The organism is Blautia sp. AF19-13LB (genome assembly GCF_003479105.1).
Taxonomy (GTDB): Bacteria; Bacillota; Clostridia; order Lachnospirales; family Lachnospiraceae; genus Fusicatenibacter; species Fusicatenibacter saccharivorans.
Genome location: NZ_QUGO01000004.1, coordinates 33,100 through 57,751 on the forward strand (window position 1 = coordinate 33,100; position 24,652 = coordinate 57,751).

A 24,652-nucleotide genomic window follows, 5' to 3' on the forward strand; every position below is an offset into this window, starting at 1 on the left:
AGGGAGCAAAAACATGAGCGAAAAACTGCTGGAAATCAGCGGCCTTTCTGTCTGTTATGAGGGGGAGCAAATTTTAAATAACATCTGTTTTTCCGTCGAAAAAGGAGAAACCGTCGGCATCGCCGGGGAGTCGGGCAGTGGAAAAAGTACCTTGCTGCGAGCGATCCTGCGGCTGATGGGAAAGAATAGCTCCATCACCGGCGGGCAGATCACATTTCGCGGAGAGGAGCTGACGGGCATGTCCGAAAAGAAGCTGCGGAGTCTGTGCGGTTCAGAAATTGGTATGATTTTCCAGAATACAGGGGCATCACTCTGTCCGACCCGGAAAATCGGAGCACAGATCTGTGAAAGCGTGCGCGCCCATGAGAAACGCTGCGGATTCATCACCCCGATTTCTGGGGGAATGTCTGGCAGAAAAAGCCGCAGAGAAATCAAAGATATGACGCTCCAGCGATTTGCGGATATGGGGCTTTCGGATGGCGAGACGATCTGGAACAGCTATCCATCGTCGCTCTCCGGCGGCATGAACCAGCGCGTCGGGATTGCGCTCGCAATGCTGCTGCATCCGTCGCTTCTTCTGGCGGACGAGCCGACGAGTGCACTCGATGTGGTTTCGCAGGCGCAGGTGCTGCGGGAGCTTCAGGCGTTGCAGCAGAAAGAGCAGACGGGGATGGTGCTGGTGACGCACAATCTTGCGGTTCTCGAGCAGATGGCAGACAGGGTTGCTGTTTTGAAGGATGGAAACATCGTGGAGCAGGGGGAGACAAGGACGGTTTTCGATCACCCAAAGGACGAATATACAAAAAATCTCCTTGCGGCTGTGCCGGGAAGAGGGAAGAACGATGCATAATCATAACATGCTGGAAGTAAACAACTTAAGCAAAAACTTTGCTGGAACCGGCCGGGAAACGGAATTTGCCGCCGTGGACGGCATCAGCTTCACACTGGATGCGGGTGAATGTCTTGGCCTGATCGGGGAGAGCGGATGCGGAAAAAGCACGACGGCCCGTCTGATCACCGGATTGGTCCAGGCGGATGCAGGCAGCGTTCTGTTGGAAGGCGAGGAAATCCTCGGAAGAAAAGGCAGGCGGCAGCGCGAAGTTTACCGGAAAATACAGATGGTCTTCCAGACCCCGCAGGATTCCTTCGATCCAATGCAGACGCTCGAAACCGGGATTCTGGAAGCTTTTCGGAATCAGGGAATGAGCCGGAAAGAAGCCTGTCTTCGTCTGCCGGAACTGCTGGAAAAAGTGGAGCTTGCCCCGGAAACGGCGAAACGCTATCCCCGCGAGACGAGCGGCGGAGAGTGCCAGAGAGCCGCAATTGCGCGGGCTCTTGCTGTGCAGCCGTCTCTTCTGATCTGCGACGAGGCAACGAGTGCGCTCGATGCGGCGGTACAGGCGCAGATCGTTCAACTGCTGAAAAAACTGCAGCGGGAAGAAGAACTTGCGATGCTGTGGATCGGCCACGACCTTGCGCTGGTGCGGGAACTCTGCAGCCGTGTGATTGTCATGCGGCAGGGAAAAATCGTGGAGCAGGGGGAGACGCGGGAGGTATTGGAGTACCCGAAAGAGGAATATACGAAACTGTTGATGGAGTATAGTCTGTGAGAAAACTGTTGAAACAGAAAATCAGACAGCGGAAATGGTGGTGCCATTTGCGAAAACAGGAGAAGTACAGAATGCAGAGAAAGAACGGCAGAAGGAAAAAAATTGCATATGTTTTGTGCGGCATTCTGGCGGTGGTACTGTTTTCCGGTTGTCAGAGCACAGCGGCAGATGGTACAGATGAAAAAGTTTTCGTATACGGCGACACGACATTCAACGCCGAAAACGACGAGTCCGATGTCAACCCGCACAACGGCTATTCCGGCTGGGCGTGTATCCGCTATGGGATCGGTGAGACGCTGTTTCATTATTCCGATTCTATGGAGATCGAGCCATGGCTGGCAGAAAGCTATGAGCTTGTGGACGATACAACATGGCGGATTACACTGCATGAAGGCATCTCCTTTACAAGTGGGCGCACTCTCGACGCGGAGGCGGTCAAAGAATGTCTCGAGGATCTGATCGCAGTACATGACCGTGCACGCGGGGATCTGAAAATTGAGAGCATCGAGGCAGACGGCCTGATCGTAACGATTCACACCGAACAGCCTGTCCCGGCGCTTCTGAATTATCTGTCCGACCCATATGGATGCATCATTGATATGCAGGCAGGTGTGACGGATGACGGCAATGTCGCCGGAACCGGCCCGTACCGCGCAGTACAGGTGGAGACGGATCAGGGACTGACACTCATGAAAAATGACAATTACTGGAACGGAACGCCAAAGCTCGACCGGATCGAAGTAAAAACGATCCGCGACGGCGATACGATGACGATGGCGTTACAGTCAGGCGAGCTCGACGCGGCGTACGGCCTGCCGTATTCCAATCTGATCCTGTTCCGCGATGAACCATACACGATTTCTTCGGCGGATACGTCGCGTACCTTCTTCGGACAGTTCAACGGATCATCCGAGGTGCTGCAGGACGACCGCGTGCGCGAGGCAGTCATCGGAGCGATCGACCGGGAGGGCTTTGTGAATACGCTGATGGAAGGAAACGGAAGCGTGGCGGAAGGCCCGTTCCCCTCTTACTTTGCATTCGGCGACAGCAAAGTGCAGGAAGAGTCCTATGATCTTGAGTATTCCAGAGAACTGCTGGCTGAAGCAGGCTGGACCGATGAGGACGGCGACGGCTACGTGGAAAAAGACGGAAAACGCCTGACCATCTGCTGGCTCACGTATCCGAGCCGCCAGGAACTGCCGCTTCTCGCGGAGAGTGCACAGGCATCGCTGAAGAAAATCGGAATCGAAGTACAGATCCAGTGCACGGCAAATCATCTGGAACTGCTGAAAAAAGGAAACTGGGATGTTTATGTCAGCGCATTTGTCAGCGCACCGACGGGCGATCCCGAGTATTTCTTTACAACGCACTGCCTGCAGGATTCCTCCAAGAACCGCGGCGGTTATTACAGTGAGACACTCGAGATGCTGGAACAGCAGTTAAGCGGCGAGTTTGATACCGAAAAACGAACCGAACTGGCCATCGAGATGACGCAGATGCTGCTGGATGACCACATGTTTTTCTTCACATCACACCTCAAAATGTCGATGGTATCCGGCGAGGGCGTGACGGGGCTTACGGCGCATCCGTGCGATTATTATGAAATTACAGTCAATTTGGACAAAAACAAATGATTATTTGGCAGAAAGAGCAGAAAATGTGGATTTTCTGCTCTTTCTGCGCTATGATAGGAAAAGAACGGCACTGCGACGGTGCCAGAGAAGAGAAAAGGAGAAGTTACGATGCGGAAAGAAGAATTGAGAACATATATTGAAAACCACGAATCCGAAATGATCGAGGATCTGAAAAGCCTGATCCGGATTCCAAGCGAAAAACAGGCGGCAGAGCCAGGCAAACCATTCGGCGCACCGGCGGCAGAAGCACTGGCGCAGGGAATCGAAATTCTGGAAAAATACGGCTTTGCCGTAACCAACTACGACAACTACGCGATTGCAGCTGACTTTAATCAGGAAGAAAAGGGCCTTGATATTCTCGCCCATCTCGATGTCGTACCGGCAGGCGAAGGCTGGCAGGAGACCGATCCATTCACCCCGCGCATCAAAGAAGGAAAAATGTTCGGCCGCGGAACCGCAGACGACAAAGGACCGGCGATCGCAGCTATCTACGCAATGCGCGCTGTCAAAGAACTCGGTTACCCATTAAAGAAAAACGTCCGTCTTGTCCTCGGTTCCGACGAGGAGTGTGGAAGCTCTGACCTCGAATATTATTATAAGAAAGAAGTGGAAGCACCATGCACCTTCTCACCGGATGCCGAATTCCCGGTCATCAACATTGAAAAAGGCGGCATGCGCGGCCACTTCGAAAAAACATCCGATGCCGGAACGACAGGCGTGCGCCTTGTATCCTTACAGGCCGGCACCAAACTGAACGTTGTACCAGGCAAAGCATATGCAGAGCTTGCCGGCATGGCAAAAGAAGACCTGAAAACCTGCGCTGACGAGACTGAGCAGAAGACCGGCGTTTCCTTCGTTCTGGAAGACACCGAAAACGGCAATATAAAAATCACAGCCTGCGGTGCCTTCGCCCACGCATCCACCCCGGAAATGGGTAACAACGCACTGACCGCACTGCTGCAGCTTCTCGCATCTGTTGGAATGGAAGAGAGTGAACTGAAAAACGACATCAGTTTCCTTGCAAAAGTTTACCCGCACGGCGACGGCAAAGGCGCAGGCCTCGGTGTCGCCATGTCAGATGAAGAGTCCGGCGAGCTCACCTTAAGCCTCGACCTCATGAACTACGACGGCAAAACCTTGATCGGTTCCTACGACTGCCGCGCCCCGATCTGCGCGACAAAAGAAAACCTGTACGATACCGCCGGGCAGAACATGAAAAAAGGCGGCTTCTCCATGGAAGGCAGCGGAATGTTCCCACCACACCACGTCCCGGCCGACAGCCCGTTTGTCCAGAACCTGCTGCAGTGCTACACGGATGTCACTGGAAAACCAGGCAAACCATTTGCGATCGGCGGCGGAACGTATGTGCATCATCTGAAAAACGGTGTTGCGTTTGGATGCGCAGACCTTGAAGTCGACAACCGTATGCACGGAGCAGACGAGTTCGTGGAAATCGAATGCCTGAAAGAATGCGTTGTGATCTTCGCGGAGGCGATTGTGCGGATCTGCGGGGAATAAATAATTGAAAAATAAAAGATAAAAAAGATCTTCAGCCAAACCGATAGATTCTGAAAAGAACAAGGTTTGCCTGAAGATTTTTTATGGCTCTGAATTGCTAAAAATTTTCTCAGAACCGCAGTTCCCTGCACCGGTTCAGGCATGCAAAGATTTCCTGCCGTCTCGGCCGTGCCAGATCGCCTGGCCTTCCCGGGGCGAGAAGAGAAGCAAGACCTTTTTCATCCATCTGTTTTTCCAGCAGATCCACCACCTGCACCAGTGTTTTCTTACCGTCCATCTTGTGCTCCGCTGCTTCTAAAAGAAGCGCAGCCAGCCCGTTCAGCTGTTCACTGTCCGTGAGCTGTTCCACGGCGCGCAGATCCGTCAGAGATTTGTTGATGAGGATGGATTCCCGTCCCATCACTTTGACTTTCGTGCGGTCACTTCCCGTCAGGCCTTTACCCGGCTGCGGGCAGCGGTGAAAGGCTGGAACGGAAAAAGGGCGTATGGAGGCAGTAAACGGCGGAAATTCCGCGGCTGTGGTTTTTGCGCGATCCGTAATGTCATAAGGAACGTATTCTTTCATCTGAATGACAGTGTCTGCCACATGGAAGTAAGAACCGGAGCTTCCGGCAACGAGAACCGACGAGATGCCGAGCTTCTCATACAGATCCCGCACGCGGCTGATAAACGGTGTGATCGGTTCTTCGCTGTCGGCAACGACGCGCTGCATCAGCTCATCGCGCACCATAAAGTTGGTGGCGGATGTGTCCTCATCAATCAGAAAGAGGCTCGTGCCGGATTCGATGCCCTCGATCACGTTGGCGGCCTGCGAGGTGCTTCCGCTGGCATCTGGAGTCGAAAATGAGGTGGTGTCGCTCTTTCCGGGAAGATCGTGGATGAAGAGGGAGATATCGACATTGCTGATGCTTCTGGAGTCCTCGGAGCGGAGCTTTCCGGCGCTTGCATCGGTGATGACATATTCACGGCCGTCCCCGGCGATGTGGTTGTATACGCCGCGCTCAAGAGCCTGCAGAAGGGTAGATTTTCCGTGGAAGCCTCCGCCTACGATCAGTGTGACACCGAGTGGAATTCCCATGCCGGAAACAGGTCCGCGGTTTGGAAGATCGAGGGTAACGCGCAGGGATTCCGGTGAGGTAAACGGAACGGCGTGCTTCATCGGCAGATCGGAAACACCGGTCTCGCGCGGGAGAATGGAGCCGTCGGCGATGAAGGCAGTAAGCCCTTTTTCTTTTAATGCGGAACGGATCGCCTGCTGATCCTCACAGAGATAGGCGACATTGGCACATGCTTTTGGATCCAGAGCACGGTAGAACAGTGATTTTTCTACGCAGCCGGGAAGAAAGTCGAAAAGAATGCGGATCAGCTCCTGCGAGGCGATGGTGCGGCCGTTAGCCGGAAAGCCGATTTCCATGTTGACGATAAGACTGCCGTCGGAAGGATTCAGAACACAGGCAGTACGCTCAAGAATTTCCTGCCCGCAGCGGCTTATCCCAAGCAGACCACTTTTGCCGGAGCCCTTTGCGCGGAACGAATACGGTGCGATAGCGCGCGCAAACTGGCGCAGCAGGTAATCCTGGAGGGCGGCGCGCTTTTCATACGTATCATAGAGTGATGCCGGGAAAGCGGCAGTTCTTCCATTCACATGAACGCTGACGCGCGATGGAGCGGCGAACGGATCGCCCTGCACGTGGTCGATGGAGAGTGTGTAGCGCGGAAACTGATAGGCACCGCGGGTAGATTTATAGGCGGGATAGCTTTTGTGATTGATACTGAATAAAAGCTGTTTCAGGTCATTTGCAGATTGCATGAAAAAAACTCCTTTCAAAATAAAAAGGTGAGGCTGCCGTACAGAGCGTGTCTGAGAAAGGCTTTTCGCAAGCTGCGAGTTCCGGTTTGCGGAAATGATTTTTCAGACACGCGCTGGACGACAGCCTCATCCAAAAAGCTTTAACGTCTGGAAACACTCTGGCGCTTCACCAGCTTGGTTGCCATGCACATTTTCAGACATTCGCGTTTCGGATCGGCCACGCGGTCAAGCAGGCGCTGGACGGCAGTGGCGCCAAGCTCGCGTTTTCTGACCTTCATGGTGGAAAGCGGCGGAACCATCATATCGCACATCGGAACGTCATCAAAGCCGATGATGGAGACATCCTCCGGGATGCGGTAGCCGTTTTCACGCAGTGCACGCATGGCGGCCGCCGCGATGATGTCATTATCGGCAAAGTAGGCATCCGCGATCGGAGCTTTCGATTCGAGAAGGCGCAGCATGTCGCGGTAGCCTTCGTCCGAGGTCGGGGAAACCAGGTGAACATATGGATGCGAGGTGCTGATGCCGTTTGCACGGAGCGCTTTGTAGTAGCCGTCGGCGCGTTCGGAGAAGTTGCTGATGTCGAGGCTCGAGTGAAAGTAGCCCACGTTTTTGTGTCCGCACTGAATCAGATAATTCGTGGCGTTGAACGCCCCCTGAATGTTGTTGATCAGAACGCAGTCGTAATCGAGCTCATCGTAATAGCAGTCCACGACAACGATCGGAACAGAAAAATCGCGGAACTTGCGGAAATCGGACGGAGCCATTTCGGTTGCAAGAAGAAGAATGCCCTCACAGTCCACAGCGCGGAGTGCATCGAGCTGGCTGTCAATATCCATGGTCTCATAAAAATAGGAGATATGAAGCGCACAGCCCTGGCGGGTGCATTCGGTGGAGATTCCTTCGGTCAGCTGGGAGAAAAACGGCGTGTCGGCAGCGACCTTTCCGTGCTTTTTATAATTGACCAGCTGAATAATGCGGGAGGAAGCGCCGGAGGCTTCAGTTTTTTTCGGCGCATAGCCATACTCGGCTGCGGTTTTTAAAACCAGCTCTCTTGTGGCATCGCTGATGCCGGGTTTGTTATTGAAAACCATAGAAACCGTGGCAGGCGATACGTTGATCAGCTTTGCCAGTTCTTTCGCAGAAATATTCATAAGAGTTCAGCTCCTGTTCGATAAAATCAGCCCGCATGGTGCTTTCGTTTGTTTTGTGCATGCGGGATGTTGAAATTTATTTCAGTATTTATCTGAAAAATATTAAACTTATGCATTGATTTTAATATGAATTAAAAAAGAAGTCAACTTCTGAACTGTAAAAAAATGAAATATGAAGAAATGCATAAAAACAGCCATTCTTTTTTGTATAAATTACTAAAAAAGATTTAATAAAGCTGAATAGATGTTGACAAGTTCAAAAGAATTTAGTAATATAAGAGCCATAAAGAACAGGGAAATTCAAGACATAATTTAGCAGAGTTTAAAGAAAATTAAGTGGAGGAAATGAATATGAAATCAATTAAGATCGGATTTGCACCTACGAGAAGAAGCATTTTCAGTGCCCCGGATGCCGTAAAATACGCCAACCTGACGAGAGAGCGTTTAAAAGAGCTCGGCGTTGAATTTGTCGATATCACAGACATCAATGAGGAGGGTCTGTTTTACGATGAGGCGGACCGTGAGAAAATCCAGGAGAAATTCCGCCGTGAAAACGTAAAGGGAATTTTCTTCCCGCACGGAAACTTCGGAACGGAATATGTCTGTGCAAGACTGGCAAAGGAAATGGGGCTTCCGGTACTCCTCTGGGGACCGCGCGATGAGAGACCGGATGAGAACGGTGTGCGTCTCCGCGACAGCCAGTGCGGCCTGTTTGCAACCGGAAAAGTGCTGCGCCGTTTTGGTGTTCCGTTCACCTATATGACGAACTGCCGTCTGACCGATCCGGAATTTGAGCGCGGCATCAAGGATTTCCTTGCTGTATGTAATGTGGTAGATACCTTCCGCCACACCAGAATCCTTCAGATCGGACCGCGTCCGTTCGATTTCTGGTCCACCATGTGCAATGAGGGCGAGCTGCTGGAAAAATTCAACATTCAGCTTTCCCCGATTCCGCTCCCGGAACTGACTGCGGAGATGAAAAAAGTAAAAGCAGAGGGCAGCGAGGTAGAAAAAGTTGTTGCATACTGCAATACCAATATGTGTGTAAAGATCAAACCGGAAGAACTGGAAAATGTAGCAGCTCTGAAGGTTGCGATGAAGAATCTGGCTGCAAAATATTCCTGCAATGCTATCGCGATCCAGTGCTGGAACGCACTGCAGGGTGAGATTGGCATCATGCCGTGTGCGGCAAACTCTCTGCTGAACGAAGAGGGAATTCCGGTCGTCTGTGAGACCGATATCCATGGCGCCATCACCGCTCTGATGGTAGAGGCTGCCGGCAGAAACGATAAGAGAAGCTTCTTTGCCGACTGGACGGTGCGCCACCCGGACAACGAGAACGGCGAGCTGCTTCAGCACTGCGGACCGTGGCCGATTTCTGTTGCACAGGAAAAACCGACGATCGGTTATCCTCTGGCATTCAGCCATCCGGGCGCTGTAGAGGCACAGGCAAAATTAGGCGAAATGACACTGGCGCGTTTCGACGGAGACAACGGAGAGTACTCCCTGCTGCTTGGAAATGCAAAAGGTGTCGAGGGACCTTACACGAAGGGAACCTACGTATGGGTTGAGGTACAGAACCTGAAACGCCTCGAGGCAAAAATCGTGGAAGGACCATACATCCACCACTGTGTCGGTATCCACGAGAACGTTGTGCCGGTTCTGTATGAAGCATGCAAATACATCGGCATTGCCCCGGATTTATATGATCCGATCGAGGAAGATGTCAAAGCATATTTAAGAGGAGAATGAAAATCATGAGTGAATACAAGGAATTGAGTTGTCTGGCGTATGATCTGCGGAAGAAAGTAGTGGAAATGGTAGTTTCCGGCAAGGGCGGCCACATTGGCGGTGACATGAGTGTCATTGATGTGCTTGTAGCGCTGTATTTTAAAGAGATGAACATCAGCCCTAAGAACATGGACGACCCGGACCGCGACCGTTTTGTAATGAGTAAAGGTCATTCCGTTGAGGCATATTATGCAGTACTTGCGGCAAAGGGGTTCTTCCCGATGGAAGAGGTCATCGAAAAATTCTCCAAATTCGGCAGCCCGTACATCGGCCATCCGAACAATAAACTGCCGGGCATCGAGATGAATTCCGGTTCTCTCGGCCACGGACTTCCGGTCTGCGTGGGAATGGCGCTGGCAGGAAAAATGGATAAAAAAGATTACCGTGTCTACACCGTTATGGGTGACGGCGAGCTGGCAGAAGGCTCTGTCTGGGAGGGCGCAATGTCCGCAGGAAACTACAAGCTGGACAACCTCTGTGCGATCGTAGACCGCAACCGTCTGCAGATCTCCGGAAATACCGAGGATGTCATGAAACAGGACAGCCAGGAGGAGAGATGGGCAGCGTTCGGATGGAATGTTCTTTCCGTACCGGGCAACGATATGGACGCGCTCGTTCATGCGTTTGAGCTGGCGAAACACTGCAAGGGAAAACCGACGGTTATTATTGCAAACACAACGAAGGGCTGTGGTTCTTCCGTGATGGAAAATAAGGCGGAGTGGCATCATAAAGTGCCGACACCGGAGGAAGTAGAACAGATCATGAAGGATCTGGATGAGAGAAAGGAGGCACTGTCATGAATAAGATTCCAAACAGACAGGCCATTTGCGAGGTTTTAATGAAACATGCCGAGACGGATAAAGATATCGTGGTGCTCTGCAGCGATTCTAGGGGAAGTGCTTCCCTGACACCGTTTGCAAATGCGTATCCGGAGCAGTTTGTGGAGATGGGTATTGCGGAGCAGGATCTGGTCAGCGTTTCTGCCGGTCTTGCAAAATGCGGCAAGAAAGCATTTGCGGCATCTCCGGCGTGCTTCCTTTCTACAAGAAGCTATGAGCAGGCAAAGATTGACTGTGCATACTCCAACACCAATGTAAAGCTGATCGGTATCAGCGGCGGTGTGAGCTACGGTGCACTCGGCATGAGCCATCATTCTGCACAGGACATCGCAGCAATGGCAGCTATTCCGAACATGCGCGTTTATCTGCCGAGCGACCGCTTCCAGACAGCAAAACTGGTTGAGGCGCTCCTTACCGATGAAAAACCGGCTTATATCCGAGTGGGAAGAAATGCCGTTGCGGATATTTACAGCGAAGAAAATACCCCGTTTGAGATGGATAGGGCAACGGCTCTCTCGGAAGGCACCGATGTTTTACTGGTAGCCTGCGGTGAGATGGTCCGCCCGGCGCTCGATGCGGCTGCTATGCTGAAAGAAGAGGGAATCAGCGCAGGACTGCTCGATATGTACTGTGTGAAACCGCTGGACAAAGAGGGCCTGGTAGAAGCTGCAAAGAAGGCAAAAGTTGTCATTTCGATCGAAGAGCACGCTCCATTCGGCGGTCTTGGATCGATGGTGAGTCAGGTGGTCGGTGCGGAATGCCCGCGCAAAGTCATTCCTATGTCTCTGCCGGATGCGCCGGTGATTACGGGAACTTCCAAAGAAGTATTTGACTATTATGGATTGAATGCCGAGGGCATTGCAAAAAAAGCGAAAGAATTACTGGCTTAATCAGAAATGGAATCAGCGGTGAATGTGATAGCCCGCAGGGAACTGTAAACTGCCGCAGGTCTGCGTATGCCATGTTCCTGCGTGCCCGGGCGGAAGAAAATCCGGGAACGCAGGAACTTTTTCTATATAATCAGGAATAAATCGTTCTGCGGAAGATGTTGGAATGTGTGGTAATCGCCAAAGATCTTGCCTATAGGGGCAGGGTGAATGCTGCGACAATAGAAAATGACGCATGGTGTGTTGAAAAACAGGGTGCATTCAGCGTTATTCGAGATGGGAATCTGGATATTTATAAAATTTTAGGAATGGAGCTGAAAAAATGGAGAAAAGGTATATCATCGGAATTGACCAGAGCACGCAGGGAACGAAAGCGCTGCTCTTTGATGGGGAGGGACATTTACTCCGCCGTACCGACCTGCCGCATCGGCAGATCGTCAATGAAAAGGGATGGGTGTCCCATGATCTGAATGAGATTTACCGAAATACAGTACAGACGGTAAAAACGCTGGTGACAGAGTCCGGTGTTGCACCGGAAACAATCGCCGGAATCGGCATCAGCAATCAGCGTGAGACGACGGCGATCTGGGATAAGGCGACCGGGGAACCACTGGAAGAGGCCATTGTATGGCAGTGCGGACGCGCAAGCGGGATTACGCAGGAGATTGCGGAGCAGGGGCACGCAGAGGAGATCCGCGAGGCGACGGGTCTGCAGCTTTCGGCTTATTTTCCTGCTGCAAAGATGGCGTGGCTGCTTCGAAACGGCGGAGAAGAAAGACAGAAACGTGCTGCAGACGGGGAGCTCTGCCTTGGCACCATCGACAGCTGGCTGGTTTACAAGCTGACGGGAGATCATGCATTTAAGACGGATTTTTCAAATGCGTCGAGAACGCAGTTGTTTAATCTGAAAACACTGGCGTGGGATGAGAAGATCTGCGAGATGTTCGGGATTCCGGCTTGTGCGCTGGCCAGGGTGTGCGATTCCGATGCGGTGTATGGAACCACGACGATGGAAGGATTGTTTTCCGAGCCGGTTCCGATCTGTGGTGTATTAGGCGACTCTCATGCGGCTCTGTTCGGACAGGGCTGTTTAAAACCGGGCATGATCAAGGCGACGTACGGAACGGGTTCTTCGCTGATGATGAACATTGGAGACAAGCCGATTAAAAGCAGTCACGGCGTTGTGACTTCGCTTGCGTGGGGAAGAGGCGGCAAGGTGGACTATGTGCTGGAAGGCAACCTGAACTACACCGGAGCTGTGATTACCTGGCTGAAGGATGACCTGAAGCTGATTTCTTCGGCAAAAGAGACGGAAGGACTGGCAAGGGAGGCAAATCCGGCAGACCGCACGTATCTGGTTCCGGCGTTTACCGGGCTTGGCGCGCCGCACTGGGATGAGAAAGCAACGGCATCGATCAGCGGAATTACCCGCACCACAGGAAAAGCCGAGGTGGTAAAAGCGGCTCTCGACTGTATCGCCTACCAGATCACCGACCTTGCCCGTGCGATGGAGCAGGATACCGGCATGCGGATCGAGGAACTCCGTGTAGACGGCGGCCCGACACGAAACGGATATCTGATGCAGTTCCAGAGCGATATTACGAATAAACGCGTAAATATTCCGGACGCGGAGGAGCTTTCCGGGATTGGAGCGGCTTATATGGCGGGTATTTCGGCAGGTGTGTATGATCTGGAGAAGCTCGCGGGAAATATGAAACGAAGTGTGTATGAACCGAAGATGGACGATGAAATCCGGGAGAAAAAATATGCCGGATGGAAAGCGGCGGTCGACGGGGTATTAAGTAAATAGGGGACGGACGGTGTAAAAGGCCTCCCGCCCCACAGAGCACAAGTCCCCGGACAGGCACTGTTTCGGAGGGCAAGAGGCTCTGTGCGGCGGGAGATTTTTTGCGCCTGACGGTGGGATGACGAAGGGGGGACGCGGGCATTACTGTACACTCGGCAAATACGCGTTTATGATAAGAAAACGAAGACGCATACGTGCGTGATTGAGAAATTTGAAAAATAAAATAATCTACAAACAAAAAGGAACGATTTGGATAGAACGTTCCTTTTTTGCATATAGAGAATAAATTGTACAGAAATAAAAGGCGCTGTATAAACAGCGCGTAATGCTGATAGAATGCGAGAAAACAGCAAGAAAAAGAGGATTAAACTTGTAGTTCAATGAAGAAAAAAATAGATGTGGTATAGTATCAAGAAAAAGGGATTTCGCATGAAGGAAAGTTCAATAGAAGATGTATTAGAGCGTGTCTGAAAAATCATTTCCACAAACTGGGACTCGCAGCTTGCGAAAAGCCTTTTTCAGACACGCTCTAGAGTGTACATTATGCAAAAAAAGGAGGGACAAGAGTTTGTCCGGTAAAAAACAGGAAGTATGGTAAGATAAGCTGGTAATGGAGAACGTATGCAGATTCGTATGGATGAAAAAGGGAGGATTCTGTTTATGGCTACTTACGTTATTTCTGATATTCACGGTGAGTATGAGAGATTTATGGAGCTGCTGGAAGAAATTGAATTGAAAGATACAGATACACTCTATGTTCTTGGTGATGTTTTAGACCGGGGTGAGCATCCGATTAAGGTGATATTGAAACTGATGGAAATGCCGAATGCGTTCTGTATCGTGGGGAACCATGAGGTGATGGCGCTGGAATGTCTGCGGTTTCTCTGTCAGGAAATCACAGATCTTGCCATCGAGGAAGTGGATGCTGAACTGCTGGACAATCTGGTTCTCTGGAAGTATAACGGCGGTGATGCTACGATCCGGGAATTTCGGGCGCTGGATTCGGAGATGCGGGAGGAAGTACTGAATTTTCTGGAGGATTTCAGTCTGTATGAGGAGCTTACAGTGGGAGAAAAACAGTATCTGCTGGTGCATGGAGGGCTGGGTGGATTCACACCGGAAAAGAGGATCGAGGAATATTCCCTGCACGATCTTGTATGGGCCAGACCAGATTATCAGAAGGAATACTTTGCGGATACAAATCTGGTAACAGGACATACACCGACGCAGACGATTCCGGAAAATGATAATCCCGGGTATATTTATAAAAAATATCACCACATTGCGATCGACTGCGGCGCATGCTTCCCGGGAGGGCGGCTGGCGGCAATCTGTCTGGAAACGGGGGAAGAGTTTTACAGTTCGGACAACAATGGGTGAACGATTTTAGACGTTCCATGATGCCAGTATCAGAAGACCGGGATTCGGAACCAGCAGAACAAGCGGGAAGATTTTTGAAACAGGACATGCCAAAACACAAGCAGGAAAGCCGTTTTGGGAAAAATGAGCGGATAACAAAAGCTTTGAAGATTGCAGGAGCTGACACGAAAGCTGCGAAAGAAAAGGAGATTTTGGATGCACTATATTATTACCGATATACATAACGACAGCTGGCGGTTCATGAAATTGCTGGAAAAAATTGATCTCAAAGAGGACGACCACCTGTATCTGCTTGGTGATTTGTTTGACCGCTGCATGGATCATCCAGACCCGGCGGGCGTGTATTTTCAGGTATTGAAGCTGGGGAAAAAATGTACTGTGATCCGCGGCAACCACGATCATTGGCTTGCCAATTACATTTTCCACTATTACGGGATGGATGAGAGAGACCGCGCCCTCCTGCAGCCGTATCCGTACAATTCCTTCCATCTTTTACAGGAACGCCTGACGGAAGTTGATTTAAAGCAGCTCGCAGAGCGCATCCTTTCCTGGCCGGTACAGGTGGAAATCGAGGTAGATGGTCAGCCGTATCTGCTTGCCCATGCCTGTACGGCAGAACCGGGGAAATGGAAACTGGACAACTATTATCTGATGGGGGATTTGTGGTACAAGGTTTTTCTTCATGAGGGAGTGCATGGATATATTTCCGTCTGCGGCCATCAGAACATGGGAAATGGATCCATCTGGAAGAATAAAAAAGAAAACGTCTATCTGTGTGACTGCGGCTGCGGCTTTGAGAATGGAAGACTGGGATGCCTTTGCCTGGAAACGAAGGAAACTTTCTACGTATAAACAAACAGAGGAAAAGCAATGAAGCGATATATGATGTCGGATATTCACGGATTTCTGGAGGCATTCGAGGCAGCTCTGAAAAAAACAGATCTTTCGGGGAAAAACCAGCTGATTCTGTTGGGCGATTACATAGATTATGGGCCAGATGGCCGGGCGGTGCTGGAAAAAGTCAGGGCATTGCAGGAAAAATATGGTTCGGAAAAAGTCATTGCCCTGATGGGAAATCATGAAAAAGCACTGCTGGACTGGCTGGAAGAATATGCGGATGTCAACCGGCATATCGGCAGTGTGGAGCGATATCGCAGCCGGGAATGGCTGGCATCGGATGCAGATGGAGACTATGAAACGCTGCACAGCTTTCTGAAAGAAGAACATTTTCAAGAGTTTCTGGAAAAAGAAGCACACCTCTCAGAGGATTCCAGAAATGCAGAAGCAGTACGGCTGATGCTCGAAGATGCGGGGGAACTGATTACCTGGATGTGCCATCTTCCTTATTTTTATGAAACAGAGCGCCAGATTCTGGTGCACGCCGGAATTGCCGAATGGGGCGAAAAAGACTGGCTGTGCGTGACCAGCAGGGAGCTGATGGTTGGAAAAAGAACAGTAAGTCGTGGAGCATTCCATAAGGATGTGATTGCGGGCCACATTTCCACGGCAAAAATCAGCGGAAACAGGACATATGACGGTATCTGGCACGACGGTCAGAGTCACTATTATCTCGATGGAACCACTTGGCGGAGCGGAAAAATTCCGGTGCTGGAATATGACAGTGAAACGGGAAAATACAGAGAAATATAGTGAGAAATATTGTAATGCAGCACAGCAAAATCACGGCAGGGCGGAAAAAGTGATTGAACCGAATCAAGCAAGGAGTGAAGCGGCTTGCGGATATCCGCTTTGACAAAGAAACAGGATCCGAACAGAAGGGAGTAGATCAGATGCATTTACCAGTTAGTGTAACACAGGATGAATTATTAGAAGTTTTGCTTCAGGTTGCGCCGGTACGGCCGGTCTTTATCTGGGGTGCACCCGGCATCGGAAAATCCGCGTTAGTGGAAAAATTCGCAGACGAAGTCGGCCTGCCGTGCGTGTCGCTCCTCGGAAGCCAGCTCGCGCCGGAGGACATTATCGGCATTCCGCAGATCCGGGGCGAGACATCGGAATTCCTTCCGCCGAAAATGATCGCCAGAAAAGAGCCATATGTCCTGTTCCTGGACGAACTCAACGCCTGTACGCAGGAAGTGCAGAAAGCCTTCTATTCTCTGATCCATGAGCGGCGGATCGGAGAATACCATCTTCCGGAGGGAAGCATTGTGATCGGAGCAGGAAACCGTGCCGAGGACAGCGCGATCGTAAAAACGATGTCGTCCGCCCTTTTAAACCGTATGTTCCATGTGCAGCTGAAAGCGGATGTGGGACAGTGGATCAAGTGGGCGCAGGCAGAAGGACTCCATCCGTGGGTCATTGACTATATCATCCAGCGGCCGGATCACCTCTTTTCCGAACCGCCGAAAACCGAAGAACCGTTTTCCACCCCGCGTTCCTGGCACATGCTGAGCGATGCGTTGAAGGAATACCGGGCCGGGGAGCAGGATATTTCGCAGGAAACATTAAAAATGATGGCGTACGCCTGCCTCTTGGAACAGCATGCGGGGATGTTTCTTGCTTACACAAAAACACTGCGCAACACACATCTCTTGGATGACATTATCGCGCAGAAAGCAAAATGGCCGGACAAGCCGGAAAATCGGGATGTGCTGTATTTTCTCGCACAGTCCTTCCGCGCCAGACTGCTTGCAGAACTGCCGAAAAGCAAGCAGGGAATTTCCGGCGGCATGCTTTCCTTTGCGTACCGCGCCAAGGGCATGATCAAAGAACTCGCAGTCATCAATTTCGAAATCGCCCAGATGATCGTCGCAGCTGATGGGGCGGAGGCACTGCCGGACTGGTTTATGATGGAAATCATCCGTGATCTGCCGCGGCTCGTCGGATGAAAAAGGAAGGAGAAAAGGATGCCATACGTTCGAAGCAGGTATTACCGCGAAGAAGAAAAGCCGGCCGGGTACCGCAGAGTGGAGGCCGGCTTTGGTTTGCTGGAAAAAAATACACTGTTCCATCAACTGGATGGGTACATCACTGCAAAGCCCTCCCATCTGAATGCAAAAGGAAGTCTGGCCTGTGTTACGAAAGATGGAGATATCTACGTCAACATGCGGGCGAACCTGTCGCCGGAACAATGGTGCTATGTGATGGCACACAACCTTCTGCACCTGGCGTTCGGCCACTTTGACAAAGCGAGCATCCCTTCCGACTGCGAATTTGTCCCGGCACTCTGGAACAAAGCCTGTGATATCTACATCACCAGATTCCTTTATGACATCCGCCTCGGCGAGCCGATCTGCGCAGATCCGGCGGAAGCATATCCGATCAAACTGAACAGCGAGCAGAAAATTTATGAATATCTGTTGAAGCACCAGGATAATGGTGCGCAGATCTGCGGGACAAACTCTGAAAAATTAAAGGATATGATCGGGGTAGAACGGCCGATCGTTTATAAAAAGGGAGAAAGAAATGCATATGCTGAAAAATTTTCCTATGCAGTCACTCATTCCATCAAATCTGCACTCTGCGATGCGGGAGGATACGATCTTAAAACGAAAAAGAATACCGTCATTTCCAGAGCAGCAGAATGGTTCCTGTCCCATTATCCGCTGCTTGGAGGTCTTGCAGCTACATTTAAAATTGTGGAGGACATTGAAATGTGCCATCGGTATGAAATCCATATTGCAGCGGTTGACGCAGAGCAGGGAATCATTTATGCCAATCCGTCGTGCGGATTTTCGGAGGAAGAGTGGATTTTTGTTCTCGCGCATGAATATCTCCATGCCGGACTGCAGCACCAGAAACGGTGCAATGGGCGTGACTTCTTTTTGTGGAACATCGCCTGCGACTACGTCATCAACGACTGGCTGCACGAAATGGAGATCGGCAGAATGCCGCCGGATGGGCTGTTGTATGATGAAACACTTCACAACAAATCGGCAGAAAGTATCTATGATCTGATCGTGAAAGAGATCCGAAAGTACAAAAAACTAAACACCTTCCGGGGCTTTGGCAGAGGTGATATGTTTAACGGAAACAGACCGCATTTTACTGGAAGAGAAAACGGGGTCAGCCTGGATGAACTGCTGAAAAATGCACTGCGGGAGGGATTGGATTACCATCAGGAGCACAATCGTGGTTTCCTGCCGGCCGGGCTGGTGCAGGAAATCAGGACGCTTGCGATGCCGGTCATTCCCTGGGATGCCGCGCTGGCGAAGTGGTTTGACGTACAGTTTCCACCGCTGGAAAAACACCGTACCTATGCGCGGCCGAGCAGACGGCAGGGTGCCACGCCGGACATTCCAAGACCAGGATATGCGTATTACGAGCAGGATCTGGAGAGCCGGACCTTCGGTGTGGTCGTGGACACGTCCGGTTCCATGAGTGCAAAACAGATCGGTATGGCACTTGGCTCCATCGCCAGCTATGCCGCGGCGAAAGATGTTCCGTTCGTGAGAATCATTTTCTGTGATGCCAAAGCGACGGATGCGGGATATCTGGCACCGGAAGATATTGCCGGACGGGTAAAAGTCACGGGACGAGGAGGAACCATACTGCAGCCGGGCGTGGATTGTCTGGAACAGGCGAACGATTTTCCAAAGGACGGGCCGATTCTGATTATTACGGACGGGGAGATTGAGAATGACCTGAAGGTAAGACGAGAGCATGCATTTCTGCTTCCGAGAGGAAACCGGCTGCCGTTCCGGGCACGGGGAGAAGTGTTTTATTTTCGGGAATAGTGCGGCGTAGTCTGTGTCTCTGCAAGAAACGATAGCAGCGGCAGAGAAAGCGGACAGAATTTGTGGATGATGTTTTGCGATACTTTAGAGAACAGAAACAGAGAACACGAGAGGAGACGCTGAGAATGAGCATTGTCATTACAGGCGATACCCATGGCACCTTTGATATTGAAAAAGTTGTACGCTATTTTAACGAGCACGAAGACGAGTACACCCGGGATGACTGTCTGATCATCTGCGGAGATGTCGGCATCTGTGGCTTTTCCGCAGCATACGAAGCGAATACGAGAGCCGTTTTCCGAAGTCTGCCGGTGACGACACTGTTTATCGACGGAAATCATGAGAACTTCGAACAGCTGAATTCCTACGCCGTGGAGCAGTGGAACGGCGGAAAGGTGCATATCATTGAGGACAATATGATCCATCTGATGCGCGGCCAGATCTTTACGATTGACGGGCTGAAATTCTTTACCTTCGGAGGTGCTTACAGCATCGACAAAATGTCCCGCGCGGAGGGAATTTCGTGGTTCCCGGAAGAAATTCCGTCACGGGAAGAGTACGAAGAAGGATGGGCAAATCTGGAAAAAGAAGATTTCCAGGTGGACTACATACTGACCCACACAGCCCCAAGAGATGTGGCCGCGGCAATGGGGTATGGAGAGCTGTCTGACGATGAGGTGGAACTCCGCCAGTACCTGCAGCGCGTGGCGGATGAGACAGAATTTCAGAAATGGTATTTCGGACACTTTCATGAAGATGCGGAAGTGGAAGAGGTGTTTGTGTGTCTGTATGATGAGGTTGTGGAGTTGAGTTAGGACAGGATCTTGTCCTGAAAAAAATAAGAAGCATGGTAAGATAAAATAGAAGCAGAGAACAGCCAGAAAATGCACATCGAACCATAAAAATCTGCTTTGAAAAAAATAAAAGTTAATTGTGTTCTTCTGACGGGGCGTCCATGTGATCCAGCGCATACTCACACGCCTGAATCACAAAACTGGAAAAGGTAATGTCCTGGTCAGAATCGGAAATTGCCTGTTCGATCTGATCGATCAGGTGAATGGGGAAACGGATGGTTTTGTTTTCCGTTTCCTTGCGGTTGCCTTTTAACTGAAATGCCATATCAAACTCCATTCTGCTGCCGGAGAATATAAGAACGGAGCATGCTTCCGGATCTTATGTGGAAACTACGGGCAGCATAAAACATAACAAAGGTGTTTCAAAAAAAGTTCGACAAAAAATAAATTTTTCGAATCTGCGAAATCGAAAAATGAAGAAAAAGCTGTTTGGGGGACAGCTTATTTCAGTGCGCTTTTTTCTGGCTGTATTCTGATTTTAAAGAGTACTGGAATCCCAGTCTGTTTTATTGTATTGCATAATAACGATGAAATATGCATTGCAAAACGCAAGACAAAATATATTGCAAATAAAGGGAGGATGTATTACACTAAAAGAAATACAACAGAAGAAGGAGGAAAATGAACTATTCATTGCTCTGCTCAGCTAATGATTGGATGCAGAGCAAGAAAAGCCGCCTTTCCATTGACGGAAGGCGCCAGGGATCCTGAAGACAGCATAAGCGGCAGATATTCAGAGAAAAAGGATCGAAATTTTACATTTACGAGGGAGAAGACGTATGAAAGTGTGGAAGAAATTACAAGTTGTCTTTCTGGCACTGCTTTTATGCACCGGAATGATGACACAGCCTGCTCTTGCAGCATCGCTGCTTCAGGATGGAATCGAAGCAGCCTTGACAACAGACAAAGAAACTTACCAGCAGGGTGAAGAAATCAAAGTTACTTTAACTGTAACCAATACAAATGATACAGCAGTAACGAATCTGTCACTGGAAAATATTTTGCCGGAAAATTTTGTGCTGGCCGAAAATGCGGAGACAACAAAAAAGATGGAATCTCTGCAGGCTGGAGAAACCGTTACGTTGACAACGGTTTGTACGGTAAAAGCATCAGATGACAAGAAGGATGATGAAAATAAGGAAAATCCTTCTGGAGATGACAAAAAGAATCCGACAGATAATGAAAAGCCAGGAAATGGAAACGTAGCAAATGACACGAAGAATCCTGGTACGACAACGGGCAGCAAGGATTCCGGAACGACATTAACAAAAGATCAGGGAACTGGAAACGCAAAGCAAAATGGCCAGTCCTTAAAGGCTGAGAAACTGAAATCTGCACCGAAAATGGGTGACAACACCAAAATTATTGTTTGGGTTGTACTGCTGGTGCTGGCAGGAGCAGCCGTTGTTGTTGCACTAAAGAAAAAAAACAGAAGAAATAAAATGTTGGCGTGGTTTCTGTGCCTGATTATGACGGGAAGCACCGTTGCAGGCGTATTTCCGGAACGGGCAAGAGCAGAAGCACAAAGTGTAAACATAGGAAAGGTCATGGAGCTTTCCAAGAATATTCTTGTGGATCAGACTACCGTGGAGCTGAAAGCAAAAGTTGAATATACCTACGTGAAGTCAGATGATCCATCGGACGACACCAAAACATATACACGCGGTGAGTGGGTGCAGATGCTCGCTGAAAAGGTTGAAATGAACCTGGATACAGATCCGGATTCCTTAAACCATTATTATGCGGATACGGCAGGAAATGCGTATGAAGCAGCAATCGAAATCGCAGAGAAATATGGAATCCTGCCGCCACCGGATATCGAAGATCTGGAGCAGGATATCCCGTTTTTCTATCCAGATGAACCGGCAACACGCGAATTTGCGGCTTATACGGCAGTACATGCAATGGGATTCAATGGAATACATTCGTATGATACGAACAGTTGGACAGATTGGGATAGTATTACATATCAAAATGAAGCAGCAATTGCAGTAGGGAAAGGATTTCTGGAATTAAATACAGAAAACCAGTTCCAGCCGCATGCGTTGCTTTCCAAGAAAGATGTTAAATCGATTTTCTGTGAAATTGATGAAATCAGACAGGAAGACACAACAATTGGTGAAGAGCCGCATGATAATACACAGTACGTAGATGGTGTATTGAAAAAAGAACTGGAAAATATCACAGATTATACAGTTGTAGAGAATGCGGATGGAACCTATACAGTTACACTTCCGAAAACAACCGAGACAGAAAAAATCGGAGAAGGAAGTGTTATGATCCTTCCTGCGAATGAAGTTTATATTTCAGGTATCGCGCTCAAAGCAACTACGGTAACAGAGGATGGCGAGAAACTGATTCTGACATGCATAAAGCCAGAATTATGGGAAGTGGTCAGCAAAATTGATTTTGTCGGAGGCGGTACAGCACTTATCGGAGGAGCTGCTGACACGGATGAATACGGAATTGCAACACAGGCTAATATAGGAGCAGGTGGTGTTATTGATGTTGGCTACGAAAAGAATTTTGAATTTAATATTGGTTCGAATGATGAAGGAAAAGGAAAAATTGATTTTGAAATTCCTGAAATTCTGTGCGTTGTAAATGTTGACGTTGGAGTAAATGGTGTTTCGGTAAATGAACTTAAACTTGCTGTCACGGAAAATGCAAATGAAGATATTACGGCGGAAAAAGAATTTGCTGACAGTGGTCAGGTAGAATTAATGCGTTTTCCAATTACAATAGGGGCTACCGGTTTTACCTTTGATGTTGTACTTTTCTGTTCATACAAAGCAGATGGATCCTTACATATTTCATATAGCGTTGAATCAACACAGGGATTTGAATATAAAGATGGAACATGGAGAGGCATTTTCGATTTTCATCATGGTGTTGATACCCTTGAGGTAAAGGGAAATATGGAAGGCGGTATTGGCATAAAAGGTCTGTTGACTTTGTACAGTGTTTTTGATTTAGCAGGCTATTATGCAGATTTAGGCTTAGGCGTTGAGGCAGAATTTGCATACCATGATTTAGAAAATGGAAGTCTCGCATGCGAGGATATCAAGGTATATCCATACTCAACAAATGGACTCGATACAGATTCCCTGCTTGGAGATGTATTGAAGAAATATTTCGATTTTGATCTGGAATTCAAACCGCTTCAAAATGATGAAAACAACAACTTGAGAATAAAAATGCATAAGGAAAATGGAGTCCGCGTTGAAAAATGTACGTACGCCAGCGGCGGTATCACAGGATATGTTTACTCGAGCAAAACACGTTTGCCGATAGAAAACGCGAGAGTCAGAATTTCCAGAAAAGTCAGAGCAGGCAGCGGCAATGGTGGAAACAGCGTAGCCGGAGGCGGCAGTGGAGGCGGAAGCCATGGAGCCTGGAACCTTGAAACAGAAGAAAATGAAATTGCTGTTTTTTCAGGAGGAGCCGGAGCCTGGAGAGAGGAAGGAACAGAAACAGAAAGAATTCTCTATACCGATGTGTTTGGCAAGTACAGCACCAAAAATCTGCAGGATGGAACTTATGAAATTACAGTATCCGCAACGTCTTATCAGACGTACAAGGTTGCGGAAGTTCTGGTTCAGAAAAGTGAAATCAGATATGTAGAAGATATCTATATGGTGGAGCGCCATGATGATTTTAATACAGGTTCTGTAGAGGGAACGATAACCGATGCAGTCACGGGAGATGGTATTACAGAAACAGCCTACATTGTACGCAAAGGCTGGAACAATCAAACGGGTGATGCTGTGACAGAAGGAGTATTTGAAAATGCAGACTATACTCTTTCAATGGAAAATGGAAATTATACGCTTGAAATCAGCAAAGAAGGCTATGTGACGAATTACAAAAATATCACAGTAGCGGGAGACCAGATTGAAACAGCAAATATTGTTCTTGTACCGGGAGATGGGGACGGTGAAACCGCAGGAGAACTCCGCATCGTATTAACCTGGGGCGAAGAGCCGTGGGATCTGGATTCTCATCTTGCATGCTACTCGTCGGACAAACCGTATCATATCTGGTTCGGACAGACAGATTTCGAAGGAAATTCTGTTGGAAACTTAGACGTAGATGATACAAGTAGTTATGGTCCGGAAACCATTACAGTACGTAACGTAAAAGCAGACGAAAAGTTCAGCTATTTCGTACACGATTATACCAACAGTTACAGTGAAGTGGCCAATGAAATGTCTCTTTCCGGAGCAAAAGTTCAGGTTTACCTCGAAGGCAAAAACATTGCAACATACACGATTCCGACAAATCAGCCAGGAACCTTATGGCATGTTTTCGATTTCGATGGAGCGACCAAAACCATTAAATCTGTAAACACGCTTGAATATCAGAATGACCCATACACCATCGGTGGAATTGATCAGGAAATGGATGATGTGGATGACACAGAAGAGATTGAAATGTACGCTGGAAAGGTACGAAACAAAAAACAGCCAGAGCAGAAAGTGGTTGTTGAGGAAACTCCATTACCGGAAACAACTGCAGAGAGCGTGATTTCGGAGTCGGAAGTAGCAGAACCTGGTGAAGCAGTATCCAAATCAGAATCAGAGCCAGATGATGAAAACGTGGCAGAAGATGAAACGGTAACTCCGTAATACAAAGAAGTTTAAAATGTGGTGAATCAGTAAATCTGATGCACCA

General features: G+C 49.3%; 19 protein-coding genes. 16 read left to right on the top strand and 3 right to left on the bottom strand.

The genetic code is table 11. The annotated features are described in order from the left end of the window. The first annotated feature begins 13 nt into the window (after nucleotides 1-13). From DWX32_RS05250 to DWX32_RS05265, 4 genes are all read left to right on the top strand, one after another. Nucleotides 14-850 (top strand): ABC transporter ATP-binding protein, encoded by an 837-nt coding sequence (locus DWX32_RS05250; RefSeq protein ID WP_118659363.1) that lies wholly within the window; start codon nucleotides 14-16, stop codon nucleotides 848-850. Continuing rightward, a complete protein-coding gene (locus tag DWX32_RS05255) occupies nucleotides 843-1,610 on the top strand; it encodes an ABC transporter ATP-binding protein (RefSeq protein ID WP_243002065.1) in 768 nt (255 codons plus the stop codon). Before DWX32_RS05250 ends, DWX32_RS05255 begins: the two co-directional genes overlap by 8 nt. A 71-nt stretch (nucleotides 1,611-1,681) precedes the next feature. Further along, nucleotides 1,682-3,244 carry an ABC transporter substrate-binding protein gene (locus tag DWX32_RS05260; protein ID WP_118659364.1) on the top strand — a complete coding sequence of 521 codons (1,563 nt, stop codon included), beginning with the start codon at nucleotides 1,682-1,684 and terminating at the stop codon, nucleotides 3,242-3,244. A 108-nt stretch (nucleotides 3,245-3,352) separates the two neighbouring features. Then, nucleotides 3,353-4,762: a Sapep family Mn(2+)-dependent dipeptidase gene (locus DWX32_RS05265; protein ID WP_118659365.1), complete on the top strand. Its 1,410-nt coding sequence runs from the start codon at nucleotides 3,353-3,355 to the stop codon at nucleotides 4,760-4,762. A gap of 109 nt (nucleotides 4,763-4,871) precedes the next feature. Here the strand turns inward: DWX32_RS05265 and DWX32_RS05270 are convergent, their stop codons facing one another. Both DWX32_RS05270 and DWX32_RS05275 read right to left on the bottom strand, forming a co-directional pair. After that, on the bottom strand, nucleotides 4,872-6,572 hold the full coding sequence (locus DWX32_RS05270; RefSeq protein ID WP_118659366.1) for an ABC-ATPase domain-containing protein: 1,701 nt from the start codon (nucleotides 6,570-6,572) through the stop codon (nucleotides 4,872-4,874). A 140-nt stretch (nucleotides 6,573-6,712) separates the two neighbouring features. Then, a complete protein-coding gene (locus DWX32_RS05275; RefSeq protein WP_117509779.1) occupies nucleotides 6,713-7,726 on the bottom strand; it encodes a LacI family DNA-binding transcriptional regulator in 1,014 nt (337 codons plus the stop codon). Between the two features lie 351 nt (nucleotides 7,727-8,077). On the opposite strand from DWX32_RS05275, the gene DWX32_RS05280 reads away from it, so the two are divergent. From DWX32_RS05280 to DWX32_RS05330, 11 genes are all read left to right on the top strand, one after another. Beyond that, nucleotides 8,078-9,478 carry an L-fucose/L-arabinose isomerase family protein gene (locus DWX32_RS05280; RefSeq protein WP_117814507.1) on the top strand — a complete coding sequence of 467 codons (1,401 nt, stop codon included), beginning with the start codon at nucleotides 8,078-8,080 and terminating at the stop codon, nucleotides 9,476-9,478. A gap of 5 nt (nucleotides 9,479-9,483) precedes the next feature. Further along, the gene (locus DWX32_RS05285; RefSeq protein WP_117509781.1) at nucleotides 9,484-10,317 is read left to right on the top strand and encodes a transketolase; all 834 of its coding nucleotides are present in this window, start codon (nucleotides 9,484-9,486) and stop codon (nucleotides 10,315-10,317) included. After that, nucleotides 10,314-11,246: a transketolase family protein gene (locus DWX32_RS05290; protein WP_118594827.1), complete on the top strand. Its 933-nt coding sequence runs from the start codon at nucleotides 10,314-10,316 to the stop codon at nucleotides 11,244-11,246. The genes DWX32_RS05285 and DWX32_RS05290 overlap by 4 nt, the downstream gene beginning before the upstream one ends. Nucleotides 11,247-11,565: 319 nt before the next feature. Further along, nucleotides 11,566-13,053 carry an FGGY-family carbohydrate kinase gene (locus tag DWX32_RS05295; RefSeq protein WP_118659367.1) on the top strand — a complete coding sequence of 496 codons (1,488 nt, stop codon included), beginning with the start codon at nucleotides 11,566-11,568 and terminating at the stop codon, nucleotides 13,051-13,053. Between the two features lie 474 nt (nucleotides 13,054-13,527). Then, entirely contained in the window at nucleotides 13,528-13,629 is a 102-nt protein-coding gene (locus DWX32_RS20850; protein ID WP_368249762.1) for a DUF6783 domain-containing protein, read from the top strand. A gap of 81 nt (nucleotides 13,630-13,710) precedes the next feature. Continuing rightward, nucleotides 13,711-14,430, top strand: coding sequence for a metallophosphoesterase (locus DWX32_RS05300; RefSeq protein ID WP_118594884.1), 720 nt, complete (start codon nucleotides 13,711-13,713; stop codon nucleotides 14,428-14,430). Nucleotides 14,431-14,625: 195 nt separating this feature from the next. Further along, the gene (locus DWX32_RS05310) at nucleotides 14,626-15,282 is read left to right on the top strand and encodes a metallophosphoesterase (RefSeq protein WP_117509785.1); all 657 of its coding nucleotides are present in this window, start codon (nucleotides 14,626-14,628) and stop codon (nucleotides 15,280-15,282) included. An 18-nt stretch (nucleotides 15,283-15,300) separates the two neighbouring features. Next, nucleotides 15,301-16,080 (top strand): metallophosphoesterase, encoded by a 780-nt coding sequence (locus DWX32_RS05315; RefSeq protein ID WP_118594830.1) that lies wholly within the window; start codon nucleotides 15,301-15,303, stop codon nucleotides 16,078-16,080. Nucleotides 16,081-16,133: 53 nt separating this feature from the next. Next, nucleotides 16,134-17,276 (top strand): AAA family ATPase, encoded by a 1,143-nt coding sequence (locus DWX32_RS05320; protein ID WP_243037558.1) that lies wholly within the window; start codon nucleotides 16,134-16,136, stop codon nucleotides 17,274-17,276. 18 nt (nucleotides 17,277-17,294) lie between these two features. Further along, on the top strand, nucleotides 17,295-19,124 hold the full coding sequence (locus tag DWX32_RS05325) for a vWA domain-containing protein (RefSeq protein ID WP_118659368.1): 1,830 nt from the start codon (nucleotides 17,295-17,297) through the stop codon (nucleotides 19,122-19,124). Between the two features lie 125 nt (nucleotides 19,125-19,249). After that, on the top strand, nucleotides 19,250-19,939 hold the full coding sequence (locus DWX32_RS05330) for a metallophosphoesterase family protein (protein WP_118659369.1): 690 nt from the start codon (nucleotides 19,250-19,252) through the stop codon (nucleotides 19,937-19,939). Nucleotides 19,940-20,051: 112 nt separating this feature from the next. Here the strand turns inward: DWX32_RS05330 and DWX32_RS05335 are convergent, their stop codons facing one another. Then, nucleotides 20,052-20,243 (bottom strand): YlcI/YnfO family protein, encoded by a 192-nt coding sequence (locus DWX32_RS05335; RefSeq protein ID WP_055220177.1) that lies wholly within the window; start codon nucleotides 20,241-20,243, stop codon nucleotides 20,052-20,054. A 514-nt stretch (nucleotides 20,244-20,757) separates the two neighbouring features. On the opposite strand from DWX32_RS05335, the gene DWX32_RS05340 reads away from it, so the two are divergent. After that, complete coding sequence (locus DWX32_RS05340; protein ID WP_118659370.1) at nucleotides 20,758-24,606, top strand: PEGA domain-containing protein; 3,849 nt, start codon at nucleotides 20,758-20,760, stop codon at nucleotides 24,604-24,606. Nucleotides 24,607-24,652: the final 46 nt, after the last annotated feature.